This is a genomic window from Pseudomonas sp. LBUM1660 (assembly GCF_059695935.1).
In genome coordinates this window covers 2142027-2160757 of the sequence record NZ_CP166795.1, presented here as the reverse complement: position 1 = coordinate 2160757, position 18731 = coordinate 2142027, and the positions used below count along the sequence as shown (strand labels likewise).

Sequence of the window (18731 nt, the reverse complement as noted above, 5' to 3'; positions counted from 1 at the left end):
GCGGTTTTGACTCGAATGGCGGCGAAATGAGGCGGCGATTATAGCCGGGCATCGGTGTCGCAAGCGAGGCGCGCGACAAAATCAGCGGGCGGTGGCATATGCCTTGCACCATCACTGACATCAGCACTCATGCCAACGGCGGGATGAGTCGAAAGACAAAGGCGTCGTCACCTGGCCTTGCCACGGCAAGCAGCCCGGTACGGCGCTTTTTTTTGGAAGGTGTTTAGCCATGAATGAAACCACAGCGGGCCCACTGGCCTGGGTCAATGGCAGCGATGCCCCGGAAAAGACTGAAATCAACCTCGGCTTCATGGCCCTGAGTGACTGCGCCTCGGTGGTGGTCGCGGCCACGCAGGGCTTCGCCCAACCTTACGGCCTGACCCTGAACCTCAAGCGCCAGTCGTCCTGGGCCAACCTGCGGGACAAACTGGTCAGCGGCGAACTCGACGCCGCGCACAGCCTGTACGGCCTTATTTACGCCGTGCACCTGGGCATCGGCGGCGTAGCGCCGACCGACATGGCGGTGCTCATGGGCCTGAACCAGAACGGCCAGAGCATCAATCTTTCTCACGGCTTGCAGGCCTTGGGGGTGACCAGTCCTGAAGCACTGGACCGGCACGTGCACCAAAGTCGCCCAAAACTGACCTTCGCCCAGACATTTCCGACAGGCACCCACGCCATGTGGCTGTATTACTGGCTCGCGAGTCAGGGCATTCATCCGTTGCAGGACGTCGACAGCGTGGTGGTGCCACCGCCACAGATGGTCGCGCACCTGCAAGCCGGGCGTATCGACGGCTTCTGCGTCGGTGAACCGTGGTCCGCCAGCGCGGTTCAGCAAAATCTGGGATTCACCCTGGCAACGACCCAGACCATCTGGCCCGATCACCCGGAAAAAGTTCTCGGCTGCACCCGCGCTTTTGTCGAGCAGTGCCCCAACACCGCCCGGGCGTTGGTGATGGCGATCCTCGAAGCCAGCCGCTTCATCGAAGACAGCAGCGAAAACCGCCGCAGCACCGCGAAGCTGTTGAGCGCGCCCGAATACCTCGATGCACCGCTCGATTGCATCGAACCGCGCTTGCTCGGCGACTACGCCGATGGCCTCGGCAATCGCTGGCAGGACCCGCATGCGCTGCGTTTCCATGCGGAAGGCGAGGTCAACGTGCCGTATTTGTCCGACGGCATGTGGTTCATGACCCAGTTTCGCCGCTGGGGCTTGTTGCGCGACGATCCGGACTACCTCGGCGTGGCCCGTCAGGTCCAGCAACTAGACTTGTACCGTGAGGCCGCCAGCGCAGTCGGTGTTGCCGCCGAGGGTGAGGACATGCGCAGCAGCCAATTGATCGACGGCAAAATCTGGGACGGCTCCGACCCGACCGGCTATGCCCGCAGTTTCAAGCTGCACGCCATGAGCGACAGCTCCCCCCTTCTCGCCAGCCGCTGACAGGAGACTGCGAATATGTTGCGTATCCTGCTGATCAACGACACCGCGAAGAAAGTCGGTCGCCTGAAAGCGGCCCTGACCGAAGCCGGGTTCGAGGTGATCGACGAATCCGGCCTGACCATCGACCTGCCCGCGCGCGTCGAAACGGTGCGTCCGGACGTGATCCTGATCGATACCGAGTCACCGAGCCGCGATGTGATGGAGCAAGTGGTGCTCGTGAGCCGCGACCAACCGCGGCCGATTGTGATGTTTACCGACGAACATGACCCCGATGTGATGCGCCAGGCGATCAAGTCCGGGGTCAGTGCCTACATCGTCGAAGGCATTCACGCACAACGCTTGCAGCCGATTCTCGATGTCGCCATGGCCCGCTTTGAAAGCGACCAGGCCCTGCGCGCCCAGCTCAATGCCCGCGACCAGCAACTGGCCGAGCGCAAGCGCATCGAGCTGGCCAAGGGGCTGTTGATGAAGATGAAGGACTGTAATGAGGAAGAGGCCTACACCCTCATGCGCCGCCAGGCCATGAGCCGGCAGCAGAAGCTGATTCAGGTGGCGGAGCAGATTATTGCCATGAGCGAATTGCTTGGCTGAAGCCTTGCGGAGCCTGTGAAGACGCCTTCGCGGGCAAGCCTCGCTCCTACGGGTCTTGTGTCGCCCACACCCTCTGAACTCACCACAAAACCCGTAGGAGCGAGGCTTGCCCGCGAATGGCCGCAACTCGGTTTCACCTGTTGGCACAGATCTCGCTAAGTAATCGCTACAGGTAACCAACGGCGGTTGCCCCACCTACGACAAAGACGTCGCTCACCTCATTTGCCCATGGCGAATCGGGTGGCGGCGTTTTTTCGTTTTGGCCCCAGAGATCGGGGCCGGTGGTGCGGCCGAGGCGGCGCCCCACCTGCAAGCTTCTGACTCCTTCTCGAGACTCCCTACAGCTGAGGTGCGCGATGAATTCAAGCTTCTGGAAATCTGGCCATACCCCGACATTGTTCGCGGCCTTCCTCTATTTCGACCTGAGTTTCATGGTCTGGTACCTGCTCGGCCCCTTGGGGGTGCAGATCGCCGCCGACCTGCACCTGACCACCCAACAGCGCGGGATGGTGGTGGCCACGCCGATTCTGGCCGGCGCCGTGCTGCGCTTTGTCATGGGCCTGCTGGCGGATCGCCTGTCGCCGAAAACCGCCGGGCTGATTGGCCAAGTGATCGTCATCTGCGCGCTGTTTGGCGCCTGGAAACTCGGCATCCACAGCTACGAACAAGCGCTGGTGCTGGGCCTGTTCCTCGGCATGGCCGGCGCATCCTTCGCCGTCGCCCTGCCGCTGGCCTCGCAATGGTATCCACCACAACACCAAGGCAAAGCCATGGGCATCGCCGGTGCCGGTAACTCGGGCACTGTGCTCGCCGCGTTGATCGCCCCGGTGCTGGCGGCCGCCTTCGGGTGGAGCAACGTGTTCGGCTTCGCCCTGATCCCGCTGATCCTGACCCTCATCGTCTTCGCCTGGCTGGCCAAAAACGCGCCTGAGCGGCCGAAAGCCAAGTCCATGTCCGACTACTTCAAGGCCTTGGGCGACCGAGACAGTTGGTGGTTCATGTTTTTCTACAGCGTGACCTTCGGCGGCTTCATCGGCCTGGCCAGCGCCCTGCCCGGCTACTTCAACGACCAATACGGCCTGAGCCCGGTGACCGCTGGCTACTACACCGCAGCCTGCGTGTTTGGTGGCAGCCTGATGCGTCCGTTGGGCGGCGCGCTGGCCGACCGTTTCGGCGGGATTCGCACATTGCTGGGGATGTACACGGTCGCAGCGATCTGCATCGCGGCGGTGGGTTTCAACCTTCCGAGTTCCTACGCGGCCCTGGCACTTTTCGTCTGCACCATGCTCGGTTTGGGTGCGGGTAACGGCGCGGTTTTCCAATTGGTCCCACAGCGTTTTCGTCGGGAGATCGGCGTAATGACCGGTTTGATCGGCATGGCCGGCGGCATCGGTGGTTTCGCCCTGGCGGCGGGCATGGGCGCGATCAAGCAAAGCACCGGCAGTTATCAACTGGCCCTGTGGTTGTTCGCCAGCCTCGGCGTGCTTGCCTGGTTCGGCCTGCACGGGGTGAAACGTCGCTGGAGAACCACCTGGGGTTCGGCCGCTGTGACCGCCGCTCGGGTCTGAGACCGCAATGAGCCTGCAACTGAGTTTCGCCGAAGCGAGCGCCATCGGCCCTCGTGAGGAAAATCAGGACGCCCTGCGCCTGGTCACTCCGGCCCCGGCGCTGGCGGCGAGCAAGGGTTACCTGTTCGCCATCGCCGACGGGGTCAGCCAGTGCGCCGATGGCGGTCTCGCCGCCCGTTCGACCTTGCAGGCCCTGGCGCTGGACTATTACGCCACCCCGGAAACCTGGGGTGTCGCACAGGCGCTGGATCGCCTGCTGCTGGCGCAAAATCGCTGGCTGCAGGCCAATGGCGGTGGGCAACCATTGCTCACCACTGTCAGTGCTTTGGTCATGCGCGGCAGGCGTTTTACCTTGGCCCATGTCGGCGATTGCCGGGTGTATCGCTGGCACGCCGACACGTTGCAGCGACTTAGCAAGGATCACGTTTGGGACCAGCCGGGCATGCAGCACGTGCTCAAGCGTGCGCTGGGGCTCGATCAGCATTTGGTCCTGGATTTTCTCGACGGTGAATTGCGCCTCGATGAGAGCTTCGTGCTGCTCAGCGATGGCATCTGGGCTGTTCTGGGCGACACCGCCATTGCGGCGATTCTGCGCGATCAACCGGACCTGCACAGCGCTGCGCAAACCCTGGTCAGCGCAGCGCACTTGGCCGGCAGTCAGGACAATGCCAGCGCTCTGTTGGTGCGAGTCGATGCCCTCGGTGAAACGAGCATCGGCGATGCGCTGATTCATTTGCAGCAATGGCCGCTGCCGCCCGCGCTGAAACCGGGCCAGACGTTCGAAGGTTGGCAGGTCGAAGGGATGCTCGGCCAGAGCCAGCAGTCGCTGCTCTATCGGGTTCGCGACAGCCAGCAACAACCCTGGCTGCTGAAAACCTTGCCCGGTGCACTGCGCGACGATCACCTCACCGGGCAGGCATTGCTGTCGGAGGAATGGTTTCTCAAGCGTGTGGCCGGACGGCATTTCCCTGAAGTCCATGCCGCCAGTCAGCGTCAGCATTTGTATTACGTGATGCGCGAATATTCCGGCTCCACTCTGGCGCAGCTGCACGAACGGGTTGCCGCGCTGCCGCTGGCGCAATGGCAGGATCTGGCCGAGCGTCTGCTCAAGGCCGTCGGCATGCTACATCGCCGGCAGATTCTTCACCGCGACATCAAACCGGAGAACCTGTTGCTGGGCGACGACGGTGAGCTGCGCCTGCTGGATTTCGGCCTCGCCTACTGCCCAGGCCTGTCAGAAGATCAACCCACGACCCTGCCCGGCACGCCGAGCTATATCGCGCCGGAAGCCTTCGCCGGTGAGGCACCGACACCGCAACAGGATCTGTACGCAGTCGGTGTGACCCTGTATTTCCTGCTGACCGGGCATTATCCCTACGGCGAAATCGAAGCCTTCCAGCGTCCACGCTTTGGCGTGCCCATCAGCGCCAGCCGCTACCGCCCCGACCTGCCGGACTGGATCGCGCAAAGCCTGGAGCGCGCGGTCGCAGCGGATCCGGGTCAACGCTTTGAAACGGCGGAAGAATGGTTGTTGCTGTTGGAACAGGGAGAGCGACGCAGTTTGAGTGTGCGGCCCAGACCGCTGCTGGAGCGCGAGCCGCTGAAGGTCTGGCGGACGTTGGCGCTGGTGATGTTGGTGGTGAATCTGGTGCTGCTGGTTTTGCTGTTTCACTCATCCTGACTCGAACCAGATCCCCTGTGGCGAGGGAGCTTGCTCCCGTTCGACCGCGCAGCGGTCGCAGAATGTTTGGGTCTGCTTCGCAGCCCAGCGGGAGCAAGCGCCCTCGCCACAGGTTCCCCATGCGCCAAGACCGGGCGGCCCGCTTCGAATCGGTGCAGAAACAGTGAATCTGATCCTGAAATCCTACTCAGAACCCACTAAAACCGAATCCTGAACGACTTGGCACAACCACTGCATTACCTCTCCCAACAGACATAAAGCCCAGCCTTCAACGATGAAGGGTGCGCTTCCCGAGAGAACGGGACCAGGACAAAGGCGTCCTCGCTAGGCAACTAGCGGGACGCCTTTTTTTGTTTGCGCAAAATATGTCGAGCAAGACCTGACAGCCCTGATGAGGCGGGTCCGAGCTCCCCGGAGAACCTGATGAAAAAACTAAAACTGGTGATGATCGGCAACGGCATGGCCGGGGTCCGCACCCTGGAAGAACTGCTCAAGCTGAGCAATGAGCTGTACGACATCACGGTCTTCGGCGCCGAACCCCATACCAACTACAACCGCATCCTGCTGTCACCGGTACTGGCCGGTGAACAGACCTTCGACGAGATCGTACTGAACGATCTCGACTGGTACCTGGACAACAACATCAAGTTGCTGCTCAACCGCAAAGTGGTGGAGATCGACCGAATCAAACGCAGGGTCATCGCCGACGACGGCACCGAAGCGGAATACGATCGCCTGCTGATCGCGACCGGCTCGACCCCGTTCATCCTGCCGATCCCCGGCAATACCTTGCAGGGCGTGATCGGCTACCGCGACATCGCCGACACCCAGGTCATGATCAACACCGCGAAAACCCACAAGCACGCCGTGGTGATCGGTGGCGGGTTGCTCGGCCTGGAAGCCGCAAACGGCCTGATGCTGCGCGGCATGCACGTCACCGTGGTGCACATCGGCGAATGGCTGCTGGAACGGCAACTGGACAACACCAGTGGTCAACTCCTGCAAACCGCCCTGGAAGCCCGTGGCCTGCATTTTCGTCTGGGCGAACAGACCCAGGCCCTGCACGATGCCGGCAACGGCCGGGTCGGCTCGGTTGAATTCAAGAATGGCGACATCATCCCCGCCGACCTGGTGGTCATGGCCGCCGGCATTCGCCCTAGCACTGAACTGGCGGAAAAATCCGGCATTCCCTGCCATCGCGGGATTCTGGTCAATGACACCCTGCAAACCTATGACCCACGGATCTATGCCATCGGCGAATGCGCCAGCCACCGCGGAACCGCCTACGGCCTGGTCGCGCCGCTGTTCGAGCAAGCCAAGGTCTGCGCCAACCACCTCGCGCAACTGGGCTTCGCCACCTACAAAGGCTCGGTGACCTCGACCAAATTGAAAGTCACGGGCATCGACCTGTTCTCCGCCGGCGACTTCATGGGCGGCGAAGGCACCGAAACCATCACCCTCTCCGACCCGATCGGTGGGGTCTACAAAAAACTGGTGATCAAGGATGACGTGCTGGTCGGTGCCTGTCTGTACGGCGATACAGCCGATGGCGGGTGGTATTTCCGACAGATTCGTGAGAATCAAGACATCGACGAGATCCGCGATCACCTGATGTTCGGCGACGCTGCGTTTATGGAGCAGGCCCTCGGCGACGCAGGACACCCAGGCAGGGAAGCAAGCTGATGAACCAGATCACCGCTTCCACCTGCTGCTACTGCGGGGTCGGCTGCGGCGTGCTGATCGAGCATGACGGCGAGCGCATCCTCGGCGTCAGCGGCGATCCGAGCCACCCGGCGAACTTCGGCAAATTGTGCAGCAAGGGCTCGACCTTGCACCTGACGGGCGACTTGACCACGCGAGCGTTGTACCCCGAATTACGCCTGGGCAAAGGCCTGGCCCGCAGCCGCACCGACTGGGACACCGCGCTCGACCACGCGACCAATGTCTTTGCCCAAACCATCGCCGAACACGGCCCGGACAGCGTGGCGTTCTACATTTCCGGGCAGTTGCTGACCGAGGACTATTACGCCTTCAACAAACTGGCGCGGGCGCTGGTGGGCACCAACAACATCGACAGCAATTCGCGGCTGTGCATGTCGTCCGCGGTGGTTGGCTACAAGCGCAGCCTGGGGGCCGATGCGCCGCCGTGCAGCTACGAAGACCTGGAACTGAGCGACTGCGTGATGATCGTCGGCAGCAACATGGCCTACGCCCACCCGGTACTGTTTCGTCGCCTGGAAGAAGCCAGATCCCGCCGCCCGCAGATGAAAGTCATCGTCATTGACCCACGTCGTACCGACACGTGCGATTTGGCTGACCTGCACCTGGCGATTCTTCCCGGGACCGATGTCGCCTTGTTCCATGGGATTTTGCACCTGCTGCTGTGGGAAGACTGGGTCGACCGCGACTTCATCCAGGCTCATACCGAAGGTTTGGCCGAGCTGAAAAATCTTGTACGCGATTACACGCCGTCAATGGTGTCGCAGCTGTGTGGGATCGAGGTCGAGCAATTACAGGAATGCGCCAAATGGGTCGGCACCTCCACGAGTTTTCTGTCGCTGTGGTGCATGGGATTAAACCAGTCCACCGCCGGCAGCGCTAAAAACAGCGCGCTGATCAACCTGCACCTGGCCACCGGGCAAATCGGCCGGCCGGGCGCAGGACCTTTCTCCCTGACCGGCCAGCCAAATGCCATGGGCGGACGGGAAACCGGCAGCCTGTCGAACCTGCTGCCTGGCCATCGCGAAGCGGCCAATGCCGAGCATCGCGCGCAAGTGGCGGCTTACTGGGGTGTTGACCAACTTCCGGAAAATACCGGGCTCACCGCGATCGAGTTGTTCGAGAAGGTTCGCAGCGGAAAAATCAAAGCCCTGTGGATCGCCTGCACCAACCCCGCCCAATCACTGCCGGACCAGACCGCCGTGCGCGCTGCCCTGCAGGCCTGCCCGTTCGTGGTGTTGCAGGAAGCCTTTCGCACCACCGAGACCGCCGCGTTCGCCGACCTGCTGTTGCCCGCCGCCAGTTGGGGCGAGAAGGACGGCACGGTGACCAACTCTGAACGGCGTATTTCCCACGTCCGCCGGGCCATCGTCGCACCGGGTGAAGCGCGTTCCGACTGGGCGATCACGGCGGACTTCGCACAACGCCTGGAAAAACAGTTGCGCCCCGGACAAAACAGTCTGTTTGCCTTTGAAACGCCGGCGCAGGTCTTCGACGAATACAAACTCCTGACCCGCGGGCGTGATCTGGACCTGTCCGGGATCAGTCACGAGCTGATCGATCGCCTCGGTCCACAACAATGGCCTTTCCCTTCTGGCGCCAGCGTAGGCACTGCACGCCTGTATCTGGACGGCATTTTCCCGACCGCCAGCGGACGCGCTCAGTTTGTGGCCGATCCGTATCGCGCGGCCAAGGAACAGCGCGACGTACACTTTCCGCTGACGCTGATTACCGGCCGCTTGCGCGATCAATGGCACGGCATGAGCCGCACTGGCACCGCCGCGCAGCTGTTCGGCCATGTCAGCGAGGCGGTGTTGAGCCTGCATCCGGATGAATTGCGTCGGCATCGTCTGCAACCTGGCGATCTGATCAGCCTGAAAAGTCGGCGTGGCGCGGTGATCGTGCCGGTCGCCAGCGACGACAGCGTGCGGCCCGGCCAAGCCTTTCTGCCGATGCATTTTGGTGACCGTTTTCTCAAGGGCGGCGTGAACAGCCTCACCCTGCCCGCCTTCGATCCGCTGTCAAAACAGCCGGAACTCAAACACAGCGGCGTGCGACTTGAGCCGGTGCAGTTGCCGTGGCAGCTGTTCGCCTTGGTCGAGGGCAATGTTCAACAACATTTTGAGACCCTAAGACCGCTATGTGAGGCGTTTTCCTACGTCAGCCTCAGCCTCGTCGGCCGTGAACGCCCCGCGCTGCTGATACGCGCTGCCAGCGCCATCGCACCTGATCCGCAACTGCTGCGTGATATCGACCGATGCCTGGCGCTCAACGACGGTCCGGTACTGGCCTACGACGACCCAGGGCGTTCCATCGGCAAACGCGTGCGGATCGAGAACGGACGGATCACCGCGATTCGCCTGGCCGGCGAAACACTCGCCCGACACTGGCTGCAAAACCTCTGGCTTGAGGGCCGCGCCGACGAACAACTGCGGCGCTGGCTGTTGGCACCGCTGAGCGTGCCACCGGGTAACGCGGGTACTGCGGCAGCGGGCACAAAAACCCTGTGCAACTGCAAGAACGTCAGTCAAAGCGCAGTCTGCGCCGGCATCAGCCGTGGCCCGGACTTGCAGGGTCTGAAACAACAATTGGGCTGCGGCACGCAATGCGGCTCCTGTGTACCTGAAATCAAGCGCCTGCTGGCTGCCACCGCGCAGCCGATCGCCGTCATCTCGTGAGGAAAATACGATGAGCACAAAAGTCTGGCTGGTGGGTGCGGGCCCGGGCGACCCTGAATTGCTGACCCTCAAGGCTGTTCGGGCGTTGAGAGAAGCGGATGTGGTGTTGATCGACGATCTGGTCAATGACGCGGTGCTGGAGCATTGCCCCGACGCGCGGATCATTGCCGTGGGCAAACGCGGCGGCTGTCGCTCCACGCCTCAAGCCTTCATTCATCGCCTGATGCTGCGTTATGCCCGCCACGGCAAATGCGTGGTGCGGCTCAAGGGCGGCGATCTGTGCATCTTCGGTCGCGGCGGTGAAGAGGCGCAGTGGCTGCGCGAGCGCGGTGTTGAAGTCGAACTGGTCAACGGCATCACTGCCGGGCTGGCGGGTGCGACGCAATGCGATATTCCATTGACCCTGCGCGGCGTTGCCCGGGGCGTAACGCTGGTCACCGCCCATACGCAGGATGGCAGCAGCCTGAACTGGCAAGCCCTGGCCCAAAGCGGCACGACGTTGGTGATTTACATGGGCGTGGCGAAGCTGAGCGAGATTCGCGAGCAACTGCTGGCCGGGGGGATGGCGGCGGATACGCCGGTGGCGATGATTGAAAACGCGTCCCTGCCGCACCAACGCGAATGTCGGAGCGATTTGACGGCCATGGAGCAGGATGCCTGCGTGTTTGAACTGAAAAGCCCGGCGATCCTGGTGATTGGCGCTGTTGCAGCCCGCTCTGCATTTTACTGTGAGGGCGAGCCTGCTCGCGAAGAGGCCTTGTCCATCGACATCAATGTTGGATGTCAACGCGCCTGACTGTTCGCCCCTCACCAAATCGCAGACAAAGAAAAGCCCGGCCTAAGCCGGGCTTTTCTCAGAGCTGCGGGCTAATTACTTAGCGTTAGCTTCTACCGACGCTTCTACGCGACGGTTTACAGCTTGGCCAGCTTTAGTAGCGTTGTCAGCAACTGGGCGGGATTCGCCGTAGCCAACAGACTGAACGCGGGTCGATTCAACACCGTACTGGTTGGTCAGAACTTGCTTAACGGCGTTTGCACGACGCTCGGACAGTTTCTGGTTGTAAGCGTCAGGACCGACGGAGTCAGTGTGACCTTCAACAGTAGTGCTGGTGGCAGGGTACTGCTTCATGAAGTCAGCGAGGTTCTTGATGTCGCCGTAGCTGTTAGGCTTGACTACCGACTTGTCGAAGTCGAACTTCACGTCCAGCTCAACACGAACAACTTCAGCAACTGCTGGGCAGCCGTCAGCGTCAACAGTTACGTTGGCTGGGGTGTCCGGGCACTTGTCAACGTTGTCGCAAACGCCATCGTTGTCGCTGTCGGAGCAGACTTCAGCTGGTGCTGGAACTGGAGCAGCAGCAGGCTTGGAGCCGCCACCGAAGTTCACACCGATACCGACGCTTGGAGCCCACTCGGTGTCGCCCTGGTCGATGTTGTATTGAGCTTCAACGCCAGCACGGGCGTAGAAGTTCTCGGTGAAGTACAGCTTGGCACCGCCACCAACGTTGGCGAAGGTGGAACGGTTACGACCGCCCGAACCGTTCTGACCGATGCTCTGATCGGAGAAACCAGCCGATACGTATGGACGCAGCATGTCGCCTGGGTTGTTGAAGTGGTACAGAGCGTCCAGAGCGGTGTTAGCGCCCTTGATGTTACGACCGTCGTCGGAACGCACGTTGTGCACTTCGTCGTAGGCCAGACGCAGTTCAACGTCGTCGGTCAGGAAGTAACCGATCGAACCGCCGAACAGGTTGCCGTTGTTCTTGAAGTTACGAGCGCTGTCGAATTGTTCTTTCTTGGCGAAGCCTTCGATTTCAACTGCGCCTTGGCCTTGTGCCAGAGCGCCGAAAGAAGTGGCGGCAATCAAAGAACCAATGGCCAAGCCCAAGGTGTTTTTCAGTTTCATCCGTTAAATCCCCATCTGGTGATTGTGAAGCAGTCCCGCAAACCGGGGGACAACTCGGCGGCAAGTCTATCAGAACTTGCCTACACGTAAGAGATATTTGCGCCGAACTAAGTTTCAGCAATGCCTGCAAATTTCTCACGCAATTTATCTAGAGCACGTTTGTAACGCATTTTTGTCGCACTCAAACCCATGTGCATGATGTCTGCGATCTCTTGAAATTCCAGCTCTGCGACAAATCGCAGCACCAGAATTTCACGGTCAATCGGGTTCACATACACCAGCCAGCGATCGAGTCCACCCTTGTCCTCGGGTTTCGGCGTCTTCTCTTCAGACGCTTCCTCGAGGGGGTCCAGACTCAAAGCATCCATCAAGCGACGCTTTCGCCGTTCCTTCCGATACTGTGTGATGCATTCGTTGTACGTGATGCTGTAGAGCCACGTTTTGAACTTCGATTTCCCCTCGAAGTTCTTCAGGCCATACAACACCTTCAACATCACTTCCTGACAGACATCGTCTGCGTCGCGATCGTTCCCCAGATATCGTGCACAGACGTTAAATAATGTTCGTTGGTAACGCCGCATCAGTTCTTCATAGGCGCGTGTTACGTGAAACAGCTCGGTATGCGAGCGCGCGACCAACTCCTCATCAGAGAGCTCGCGGGGGTCGTAGCGCGTGGAGAGCGATTGAGCTTTATTCAAAACAAGTCGGGCCGACAGTCAGGTCAATGTCCGCCGCGGCCCTTACAGAGCCATTTGCGGCGGCATACATTAGCAGGGTTTGCCGGGTTAGCGGCTACTCACATGCTGCTCCAGGAGGATCCGATTGGAGAGAGAGACTAGCTCACCCTCATCGGTCAGCAATGTGGTTTTAACCGTGCCGATCTCTTCAATCTGACCTTCGACCTCGCCAACACGCACTTGTTGCCCAACCTGATACAACTCACGCACATAGATTCCCGCAAGAATCTGACCGGCAATTTCCCGGCTTCCCAAGCCCATGGCCAGCGCAACCGCCAGACCAACGGTAATCAATACGATCACAATCACGTGGTTGAGCAGGTCAGTCTTGACCTCCAACTGGCTGATCGCGACCGAAATACTGATGATAATTACCAAGCCTTGGGCAATTCGCCCCAGGCCCGAAGCGTAATCCAGCCCTACGCCCTCTGCTGCACCGCGCACCAGCCCATTGGCCAGTTGCGCCAGCAAAACACCCACCAGCAGCACCAGCGCGGCGCCAAATACTTTCGGCAAATACAGCGCAAGCATGTCAAGCGTAGCCGAAACTCGCTCAAGTCCAAGGGACTCTGCGGCAGAAACCAGAAAAATCAGCAGAACGAACCAATAGACGATCTTGCCGATCAAGGTCGAGATCGGCACTTGAAGGCCGGCCCGGGACAACAATTTTGTCAGACCGGTGCCGCCCATCAGGCGATCGAGTCCCAGCTTGGCGAGCAACTTGGACAGCAAAGTGTCCAAAAGTTTCGCCACGACGAAACCCAATAGCAAAACGACCAGTGCGCCGAACAGGTTCGGGATGAAATTTGCCACCTTGGTCCATAACGCAGTCATTGCAGTGACGAGGCTCTGTGTCCAGAGATCAAGTTCCATATTCAATCAGCCTTATCAGCGGTGCGAACGGTAGATTTACGGTGACGGGATACCGGCGAGACATGGGCCGAGCCGTTATTGAGGGCAATCATCAGCGCGGGCAACCAGCGGCCCAGCAGGCTGAACAGATCGCCGGCGCCGACCTGGCGGTTGGCGGTTTTCAGGACACGCCCAAGGCACGCATCGTCGTCACGGGTGGACGGTGAGGCGTTCAGCATGTCGCGCAAAGACTGTTCAAACGGATCGTGCATACGCACCTCTCGTGATGTCTGTGAAAGACGCGGTCAAATTTGCTCGGGTCACATGACTCATCGTCACACCCAGCGCAAACGTCGGAATAACCACCACTGCCCCAGTGCCACAGAGACCATCACCAGGCAGGCGATCGGGAAACCATAAGGGCTGGCGGAGAATGGAATTCCACCGACGTTGATGCCCAGAAGACCGGCCAGAAAACTCATTGGCAAAAAGATTCCGGTGATGATCCCGAAGCGGTACATCGTGCGGTTCATGCGCACGCTCAAACGTCGATCTTCGGCCTCAAGGACCAGCCCCACCCGCTCCCGGGTCAATTCCAGTTCCTCGAGGTAACGGGTCAGGCTGTTGTTCAATTCGTTCCAGTAATCGCCATCGTCTTCGACAAACCAAGGCAGCTTTATACGCGTCAGTTGGCCAAAAATATCCCGCTGAGGTGCAAGAAAACGTTTCAATGCCGCAGCCCTGCGACGGATCTGCAAAATGGCGCCGTGCTCGGGTGTATACCGTTCGTCGGCATCCAGCTTTTCTTCTTCCTCATCGACCACTTCCGAGAGGCAACTGACCAGATCCTGCACCTTATGGGTGAGGTACTGAGCCATATAAAGGATAAGTTCAGAGGCGGTTTTCGGCCCTTTGCCTTCGGCCAGCGTCACCAGCAATTCATCGGTGGCGCGCAACGGACGCAGACGAAGGGAAATCACACGCTGGGCGGAGGCAAAGATGCGCACCGAGACCATGTCTTCCGGCTCGGCGCCCGGGTTCAGGTTGACCCCACGCAGAAACAGCAGGAGTTCATAGTCCGGTAGAGGCAGAAGGCGCGGCCGGGTGTTTTCTTCGAGCAGCAGGTCACAGCTGAATGCACTCAGACCGCTGGATTTGCGCAGCCAGGTCTGGGTTTGCGGGTGACTGCGATCCCAGTGCAGCCACAGGCTTTCATGGGCCTGCAGCTGCAAGTCATCGAGTTCAGTCCGGGCTATCGAACGCGCACCGCCTTTACCATCCAGCACCAGAGCATGCACCAGCCCCCACTGCGCGTTTTCTTCCTCGAACATCCTCACTCCATGTTTGCCACAAAAGTTCGCATCGACGCTTTATTCAGGCATCTTCAACGGGCTTGGCGAGATGATCACGCCGTTGTTGTCCGCATAAATGTAATGGCCTGGATGGAACGTCACTCCGGCGAAAGTCACCGGAACGTTAAGGTCGCCGAGCCCACGCCTGTCGGATTTCCTCGGGTGGCTGGCGAGGGCCTGAACGCCCAGATCGGTCTGCGCGAGGATATCGACGTCGCGGATGCAACCGTAGATCACCAGCCCCGCCCAACCGTTTTTTGCGGCTTTCTCGGCCAGCATGTCACCCAGCAACGCATGTCGCAGGGAACCGCCCCCGTCGACCACCAGCACCTTACCGTCACCCTTGAGTTCGACTTGCTCTTTGACTCGCGAGTTATCTTCGAAACACTTGATGGTCACGATTTCGCCACCGAAGGAATCACGGCCGCCGAAATTGCTGAACATCGGTTCCAGAACCTGGATCAGTTCCGGGTAGGCGTCGCACAAGTCAGGCGTTACGTAATGGTTCATCGAGAAACTCCTGTAAAGAGGAAGACAATCGAGGATGTCGCAAAGTGACCGAAAAAGCTCAATGCGTCATATCTTAGCCGCATGCCGACCGGAGCGAAATGCCCTTGTTAGAGCATCGGGCTCAGACGGTCGTGGCCAAATCCGGCTTCTCACCCAGTAGCGGCGTTTGTTGATCGGCCAGCCAGCGAGCCACCAACGGCCAGACTTCGACCTGCGCGGCTTTGCTCACCAGCATCTCAACGTGACCGAAATTATCGCCAAAGCCCTGTTCCCGGCCAAGGTTGATGAATTGCTTGTGTTCGCAACCCACTTGATCGAACAGCTTGCGGCACGCCCACGCCGGATCCTGGTGGTCGCCGGCGGCACTCACGGCCAGCACCGGCAATTGAACCTCGGCCAATCCCGCCCACCAGTCCTTGTCCGCATCGCCGAAGCGCCCGAACAGGCCATACCAGCGCATGCTTTCCAGCGCCAGCCCAATCGGCTCGTCCTCCGGGCCGCGCTTGAGCCGGGAACCAGACAGTTGGGCAAAACGCTTGAGAATGAAGCGACCGCTCCACTCCACCGGTGGAATTTTCAACGGCCAGTAGGTGCGACTGACTTGCGTACCGAAGAACGCCGCAGACGCGACGACAGGCTCGCCGATGTATTGCCCACCCAGCGCCGCCGCCAGCGTGATACCGCCCAGCGAGTGACCTATCCAGTGCGGGACTTGCCCGCTCTGCTCGCGCACAAAGGCGCCAATCGCCGGCAGATCGTAACGGGCGTAGTCGGCAACACGGTTCTTGCGGTAGTTCTGATTACGCTGGGACAGGCCGTGACCACGCATTTCGGGAATCCAGACATCGAACCCCAGACGCGTCAGGTAGGCACCCAGCCCAAGCCCTTTGGGCGAGAACCAGAACCGGCGATTGGAAAAACTGCCGTGCAACAAAATTACCGGCACACCGCGCACAGACGATTCATCGGCCATGCCCAGGCGTGTCACCGCCAGTTCAACGGTGCCGTCAGGGCTGTTGCCAGGTTTCAAACGATAGACATCTTCGCTCAGATCGCCGCGACGCTCGGCGCTGATCAGGGCGACAGGAAATAGGTTGCTGCTGCTTTGCATAATGCTCTTGCACAAAAAAGGGCGGCTTCCAGAGGAGCCCGCCCTGCTTGAATCTCTAAAAAGACCGCCCCGTGTGGGAGCGGCCCTTTCTCTCACACCATCAAACTGCTGCTTGACCTTCAGCCAGGAAGAACCAGGTTTCCAGTACGGAATCGGGGTTCAACGAAACACTTTCGATGCCCTGCTCCATCAGCCACTTGGCCAGATCAGGGTGGTCCGAAGGTCCCTGACCGCAAATGCCGATGTACTTGCCAGCCTTGTTGCAGGCCTGAATCGCGTTCGCCAGCAGCTTCTTGACCGCAGGATTACGCTCGTCGAACAGGTGAGCAATGATCCCGGAGTCACGGTCCAGGCCCAGCGTCAGCTGAGTCAGGTCGTTGGAGCCGATGGAGAAGCCGTCGAAGAACTCGAGGAATTCTTCAGCCAGGATCGCGTTGGATGGCAATTCACACATCATGATGATGCGCAGACCGTTCTCGCCGCGAGCCAGCCCGTTTTCGGCCAGCAGATCGATCACCTGGCTCGCTTCGCCCAAAGTACGGACGAACGGCACCATGATTTCAACGTTGGTCAGGCCCATCTCGTTACGCACGCGCTTGAGCGCGCGGCATTCGAGTTCGAAGCAGTCACGGAACGCTTCGCTGATGTAACGCGAGGCACCACGGAAGCCCAGCATCGGGTTTTCTTCTTCCGGCTCGTAGAGTTTGCCGCCGATCAGGTTCGCGTATTCGTTGGACTTGAAGTCCGACAGACGCACGATGACCTTTTTCGGGGTAAACGCAGCGGCCAGGGTGCTGATGCCTTCGACCAGTTTATCGACATAGAAGCCGACCGGATCGTCGTAACCGGCAATGCGCTTGTCGACGCTGTCCTTGATGTCCTGCGGCAGACCGTCGTAGTTCAACAGCGCTTTGGGGTGGACACCGATCATGCGGTTGATGATGAATTCCAGACGGGCCAGGCCCACACCGGCGTTCGGCAGTTGCGCGAAGTCGAATGCACGATCCGGGTTGCCGACGTTCATCATGATCTTGAACGGCAGATCAGGCATGGCGTCCACGGAGTTTTTCTTGATGTCGAAGCCCAGTTCGCCTTCGAAGATGTAACCGGTGTCGCCTTCCGCGCAGGAAACGGTCACGCCCTGGCCGTCTTTCAACAGCTGGGTGGCGTTGCCGCAACCGACCACGGCCGGGATACCCAGTTCGCGAGCGATGATCGCCGCATGGCAGGTACGACCGCCGCGGTTGGTGACGATGGCGCTGGCGCGCTTCATGACCGGTTCCCAGTCCGGGTCGGTCATGTCGGAGACCAGTACGTCGCCTGGCTGGACTTTGTCCATCTCGGACACGTCCTTGATGATGCGGACCTTGCCGGCGCCGATGCGCTGGCCGATGGCGCGACCTTCAACCAGTACGGTGCCGGTTTCTTTCAACAGGTAGCGTTCCATGACGTTGGCCGAGGTACGGCTCTTCACGGTTTCAGGACGGGCCTGAACGATGTAGAGCTTGCCGTCGTCGCCGTCTTTGGCCCATTCGATGTCCATCGGGCACTTGTAGTGCTTCTCGATGATCATCGCTTGCTTGGCCAGTTCGCTGACTTCGGCGTCGGTCAGGCAGAAACGGGCGCGATCAGCCTTGTCGACGTCGATGGTCTTGACCGACTTGCCGGCCGTGGCCACTTCGCCGTAGATCATCTTAATGGCCTTGCTGCCCAGGTTGCGACGCAGTATGGCCGGACGACCGGCGGCCAGCGTGCCTTTGTGGACGTAGAACTCATCCGGGTTCACCGCGCCTTGTACGACGGTTTCACCCAGGCCGTAGGCGCCGGTGATGAACACCACGTCACGGAAGCCCGACTCGGTGTCGAGGGTGAACATCACGCCGGCGGTGCCGGTTTCGGAGCGGACCATGCGCTGCACGCCAGCTGACAGGGCGACCAGTTTGTGGTCGAAGCCCTGGTGGACGCGGTAGGAAATCGCGCGGTCGTTGAACAGGGAGGCGAACACCTCTTTGGCGGCGCGAATGACGTTTTCGACACCACGGATGTTCAGGAAGGTTTCCTGCTGACCGGCAAAGGAAGCGTCCGGCAGGTCTTCGGCGGTAGCGGAAGAGCGCACGGCCACGGCCATGTCAGGGTTGCCGGCCGACAGCGTGGCGAACGCGGTACGGATCTCGGCGTTGAGCTTCTCGGGGAATTCGGCTTCCATGATCCATTTGCGGATCTGGGCACCGGTCTTGGCCAGGGCGTTGACATCATCGACGTCGAGGGCGTCGAGCGCGGCGTGGATCTGATCGTTCAGGCCGCTCAGTTCCAGAAAATCACGATAAGCCTGAGCTGTCGTGGCGAAGCCACCGGGTACCGATACACCGGCACCTGCGAGGTTACTGATCATCTCGCCCAGGGATGCGTTCTTGCCCCCTACGTGCTCTACATCATGGACGCCGAGCTTATCGAGGGAAACTACGTACTCTACCAAGGTGATCTCTCCACTAACTGTGTTGGAAAAGCTCAGAAGCCGGCTGCTCGGGGGAGCGTTTGCCAGCTGTATGGCCTGGACCTGGAAAATAAGTGAGAATGCGGGCCAC

At 60.2% G+C, this 18731-nt stretch carries 14 protein-coding genes and 1 pseudogene; 7 read left to right on the top strand and 8 right to left on the bottom strand.

Translation table 11 applies throughout. From position 1 onward, the window contains the following. Positions 1 to 229: 229 nt before the first annotated feature. The 7 genes and pseudogenes from ACA068_RS10160 to cobA all read left to right on the top strand — a co-directional run bounded on the left by ACA068_RS10160 (position 230) and on the right by cobA (position 10474). Complete coding sequence (locus ACA068_RS10160; protein WP_497309506.1) at positions 230 to 1441, top strand: CmpA/NrtA family ABC transporter substrate-binding protein; 1212 nt, start codon at positions 230 to 232, stop codon at positions 1439 to 1441. 15 nt (positions 1442 to 1456) lie between these two features. Continuing rightward, positions 1457 to 2032: an ANTAR domain-containing response regulator gene (locus ACA068_RS10155; RefSeq protein WP_008146285.1), complete on the top strand. Its 576-nt coding sequence runs from the start codon at positions 1457 to 1459 to the stop codon at positions 2030 to 2032. Between the two features lie 356 nt (positions 2033 to 2388). Further along, on the top strand, positions 2389 to 3600 hold the full coding sequence (locus tag ACA068_RS10150) for a nitrate/nitrite transporter (RefSeq protein WP_497309504.1): 1212 nt from the start codon (positions 2389 to 2391) through the stop codon (positions 3598 to 3600). A 7-nt stretch (positions 3601 to 3607) separates the two neighbouring features. Beyond that, the gene (locus tag ACA068_RS10145; protein ID WP_497309502.1) at positions 3608 to 5281 is read left to right on the top strand and encodes a bifunctional protein-serine/threonine kinase/phosphatase; all 1674 of its coding nucleotides are present in this window, start codon (positions 3608 to 3610) and stop codon (positions 5279 to 5281) included. Positions 5282 to 5704: 423 nt separating this feature from the next. After that, positions 5705 to 6961 (top strand): annotated as a pseudogene (locus ACA068_RS10140) (NAD(P)/FAD-dependent oxidoreductase); the annotation flags it as partial. 2 nt (positions 6962 to 6963) lie between these two features. After that, complete coding sequence (locus ACA068_RS10135) at positions 6964 to 9678, top strand: nitrate reductase (protein WP_497309501.1); 2715 nt, start codon at positions 6964 to 6966, stop codon at positions 9676 to 9678. A gap of 10 nt (positions 9679 to 9688) precedes the next feature. Then, the gene (gene cobA, locus ACA068_RS10130; RefSeq protein WP_497309500.1) at positions 9689 to 10474 is read left to right on the top strand and encodes a uroporphyrinogen-III C-methyltransferase; all 786 of its coding nucleotides are present in this window, start codon (positions 9689 to 9691) and stop codon (positions 10472 to 10474) included. 75 nt (positions 10475 to 10549) lie between these two features. On the opposite strand, the gene ACA068_RS10125 is transcribed toward cobA, so the two are convergent. The 8 genes from ACA068_RS10125 to ppsA form a co-directional block, all read right to left on the bottom strand. Further along, positions 10550 to 11584 carry an OmpA family protein gene (locus ACA068_RS10125; protein ID WP_497309498.1) on the bottom strand — a complete coding sequence of 345 codons (1035 nt, stop codon included), beginning with the start codon at positions 11582 to 11584 and terminating at the stop codon, positions 10550 to 10552. A 107-nt stretch (positions 11585 to 11691) separates the two neighbouring features. Continuing rightward, entirely contained in the window at positions 11692 to 12282 is a 591-nt protein-coding gene (sigX, locus tag ACA068_RS10120) for an RNA polymerase sigma factor SigX (RefSeq protein ID WP_010456518.1), read from the bottom strand. A gap of 87 nt (positions 12283 to 12369) precedes the next feature. Beyond that, positions 12370 to 13194: a mechanosensitive ion channel family protein gene (locus tag ACA068_RS10115; protein WP_008048604.1), complete on the bottom strand. Its 825-nt coding sequence runs from the start codon at positions 13192 to 13194 to the stop codon at positions 12370 to 12372. 2 nt (positions 13195 to 13196) lie between these two features. Beyond that, the gene (locus tag ACA068_RS10110; RefSeq protein ID WP_497309496.1) at positions 13197 to 13445 is read right to left on the bottom strand and encodes a CrfX protein; all 249 of its coding nucleotides are present in this window, start codon (positions 13443 to 13445) and stop codon (positions 13197 to 13199) included. Positions 13446 to 13508: 63 nt separating this feature from the next. Continuing rightward, a complete protein-coding gene (cmaX, locus tag ACA068_RS10105) occupies positions 13509 to 14504 on the bottom strand; it encodes a divalent cation transporter CmaX (RefSeq protein ID WP_497309494.1) in 996 nt (331 codons plus the stop codon). Between the two features lie 39 nt (positions 14505 to 14543). Then, complete coding sequence (gene rraA, locus ACA068_RS10100; RefSeq protein WP_497309492.1) at positions 14544 to 15035, bottom strand: ribonuclease E activity regulator RraA; 492 nt, start codon at positions 15033 to 15035, stop codon at positions 14544 to 14546. 121 nt (positions 15036 to 15156) lie between these two features. Continuing rightward, positions 15157 to 16146 carry an alpha/beta fold hydrolase gene (locus ACA068_RS10095; protein WP_497309491.1) on the bottom strand — a complete coding sequence of 330 codons (990 nt, stop codon included), beginning with the start codon at positions 16144 to 16146 and terminating at the stop codon, positions 15157 to 15159. Between the two features lie 100 nt (positions 16147 to 16246). Beyond that, the gene (gene ppsA / locus ACA068_RS10090) at positions 16247 to 18622 is read right to left on the bottom strand and encodes a phosphoenolpyruvate synthase (RefSeq protein ID WP_497309489.1); all 2376 of its coding nucleotides are present in this window, start codon (positions 18620 to 18622) and stop codon (positions 16247 to 16249) included. Positions 18623 to 18731: the final 109 nt, after the last annotated feature.

Coding starts and splice junctions, on each gene's coding strand:
- rraA (WP_497309492.1), bottom strand. CDS start 15,035: ATGAACCATTACGTAACGCCTGACTTGTGCGACGCCTACCCGGAACTG.
- ACA068_RS10150 (WP_497309504.1), top strand. CDS start 2,389: ATGAATTCAAGCTTCTGGAAATCTGGCCATACCCCGACATTGTTCGCG.
- ACA068_RS10155 (WP_008146285.1), top strand. CDS start 1,457: ATGTTGCGTATCCTGCTGATCAACGACACCGCGAAGAAAGTCGGTCGC.
- cmaX (WP_497309494.1), bottom strand. CDS start 14,504: ATGTTCGAGGAAGAAAACGCGCAGTGGGGGCTGGTGCATGCTCTGGTG.
- ACA068_RS10135 (WP_497309501.1), top strand. CDS start 6,964: ATGAACCAGATCACCGCTTCCACCTGCTGCTACTGCGGGGTCGGCTGC.
- ACA068_RS10125 (WP_497309498.1), bottom strand. CDS start 11,584: ATGAAACTGAAAAACACCTTGGGCTTGGCCATTGGTTCTTTGATTGCC.
- ACA068_RS10110 (WP_497309496.1), bottom strand. CDS start 13,445: ATGCACGATCCGTTTGAACAGTCTTTGCGCGACATGCTGAACGCCTCA.
- ACA068_RS10145 (WP_497309502.1), top strand. CDS start 3,608: ATGAGCCTGCAACTGAGTTTCGCCGAAGCGAGCGCCATCGGCCCTCGT.
- cobA (WP_497309500.1), top strand. CDS start 9,689: ATGAGCACAAAAGTCTGGCTGGTGGGTGCGGGCCCGGGCGACCCTGAA.
- ACA068_RS10095 (WP_497309491.1), bottom strand. CDS start 16,146: ATGCAAAGCAGCAGCAACCTATTTCCTGTCGCCCTGATCAGCGCCGAG.
- ACA068_RS10160 (WP_497309506.1), top strand. CDS start 230: ATGAATGAAACCACAGCGGGCCCACTGGCCTGGGTCAATGGCAGCGAT.
- ACA068_RS10115 (WP_008048604.1), bottom strand. CDS start 13,194: ATGGAACTTGATCTCTGGACACAGAGCCTCGTCACTGCAATGACTGCG.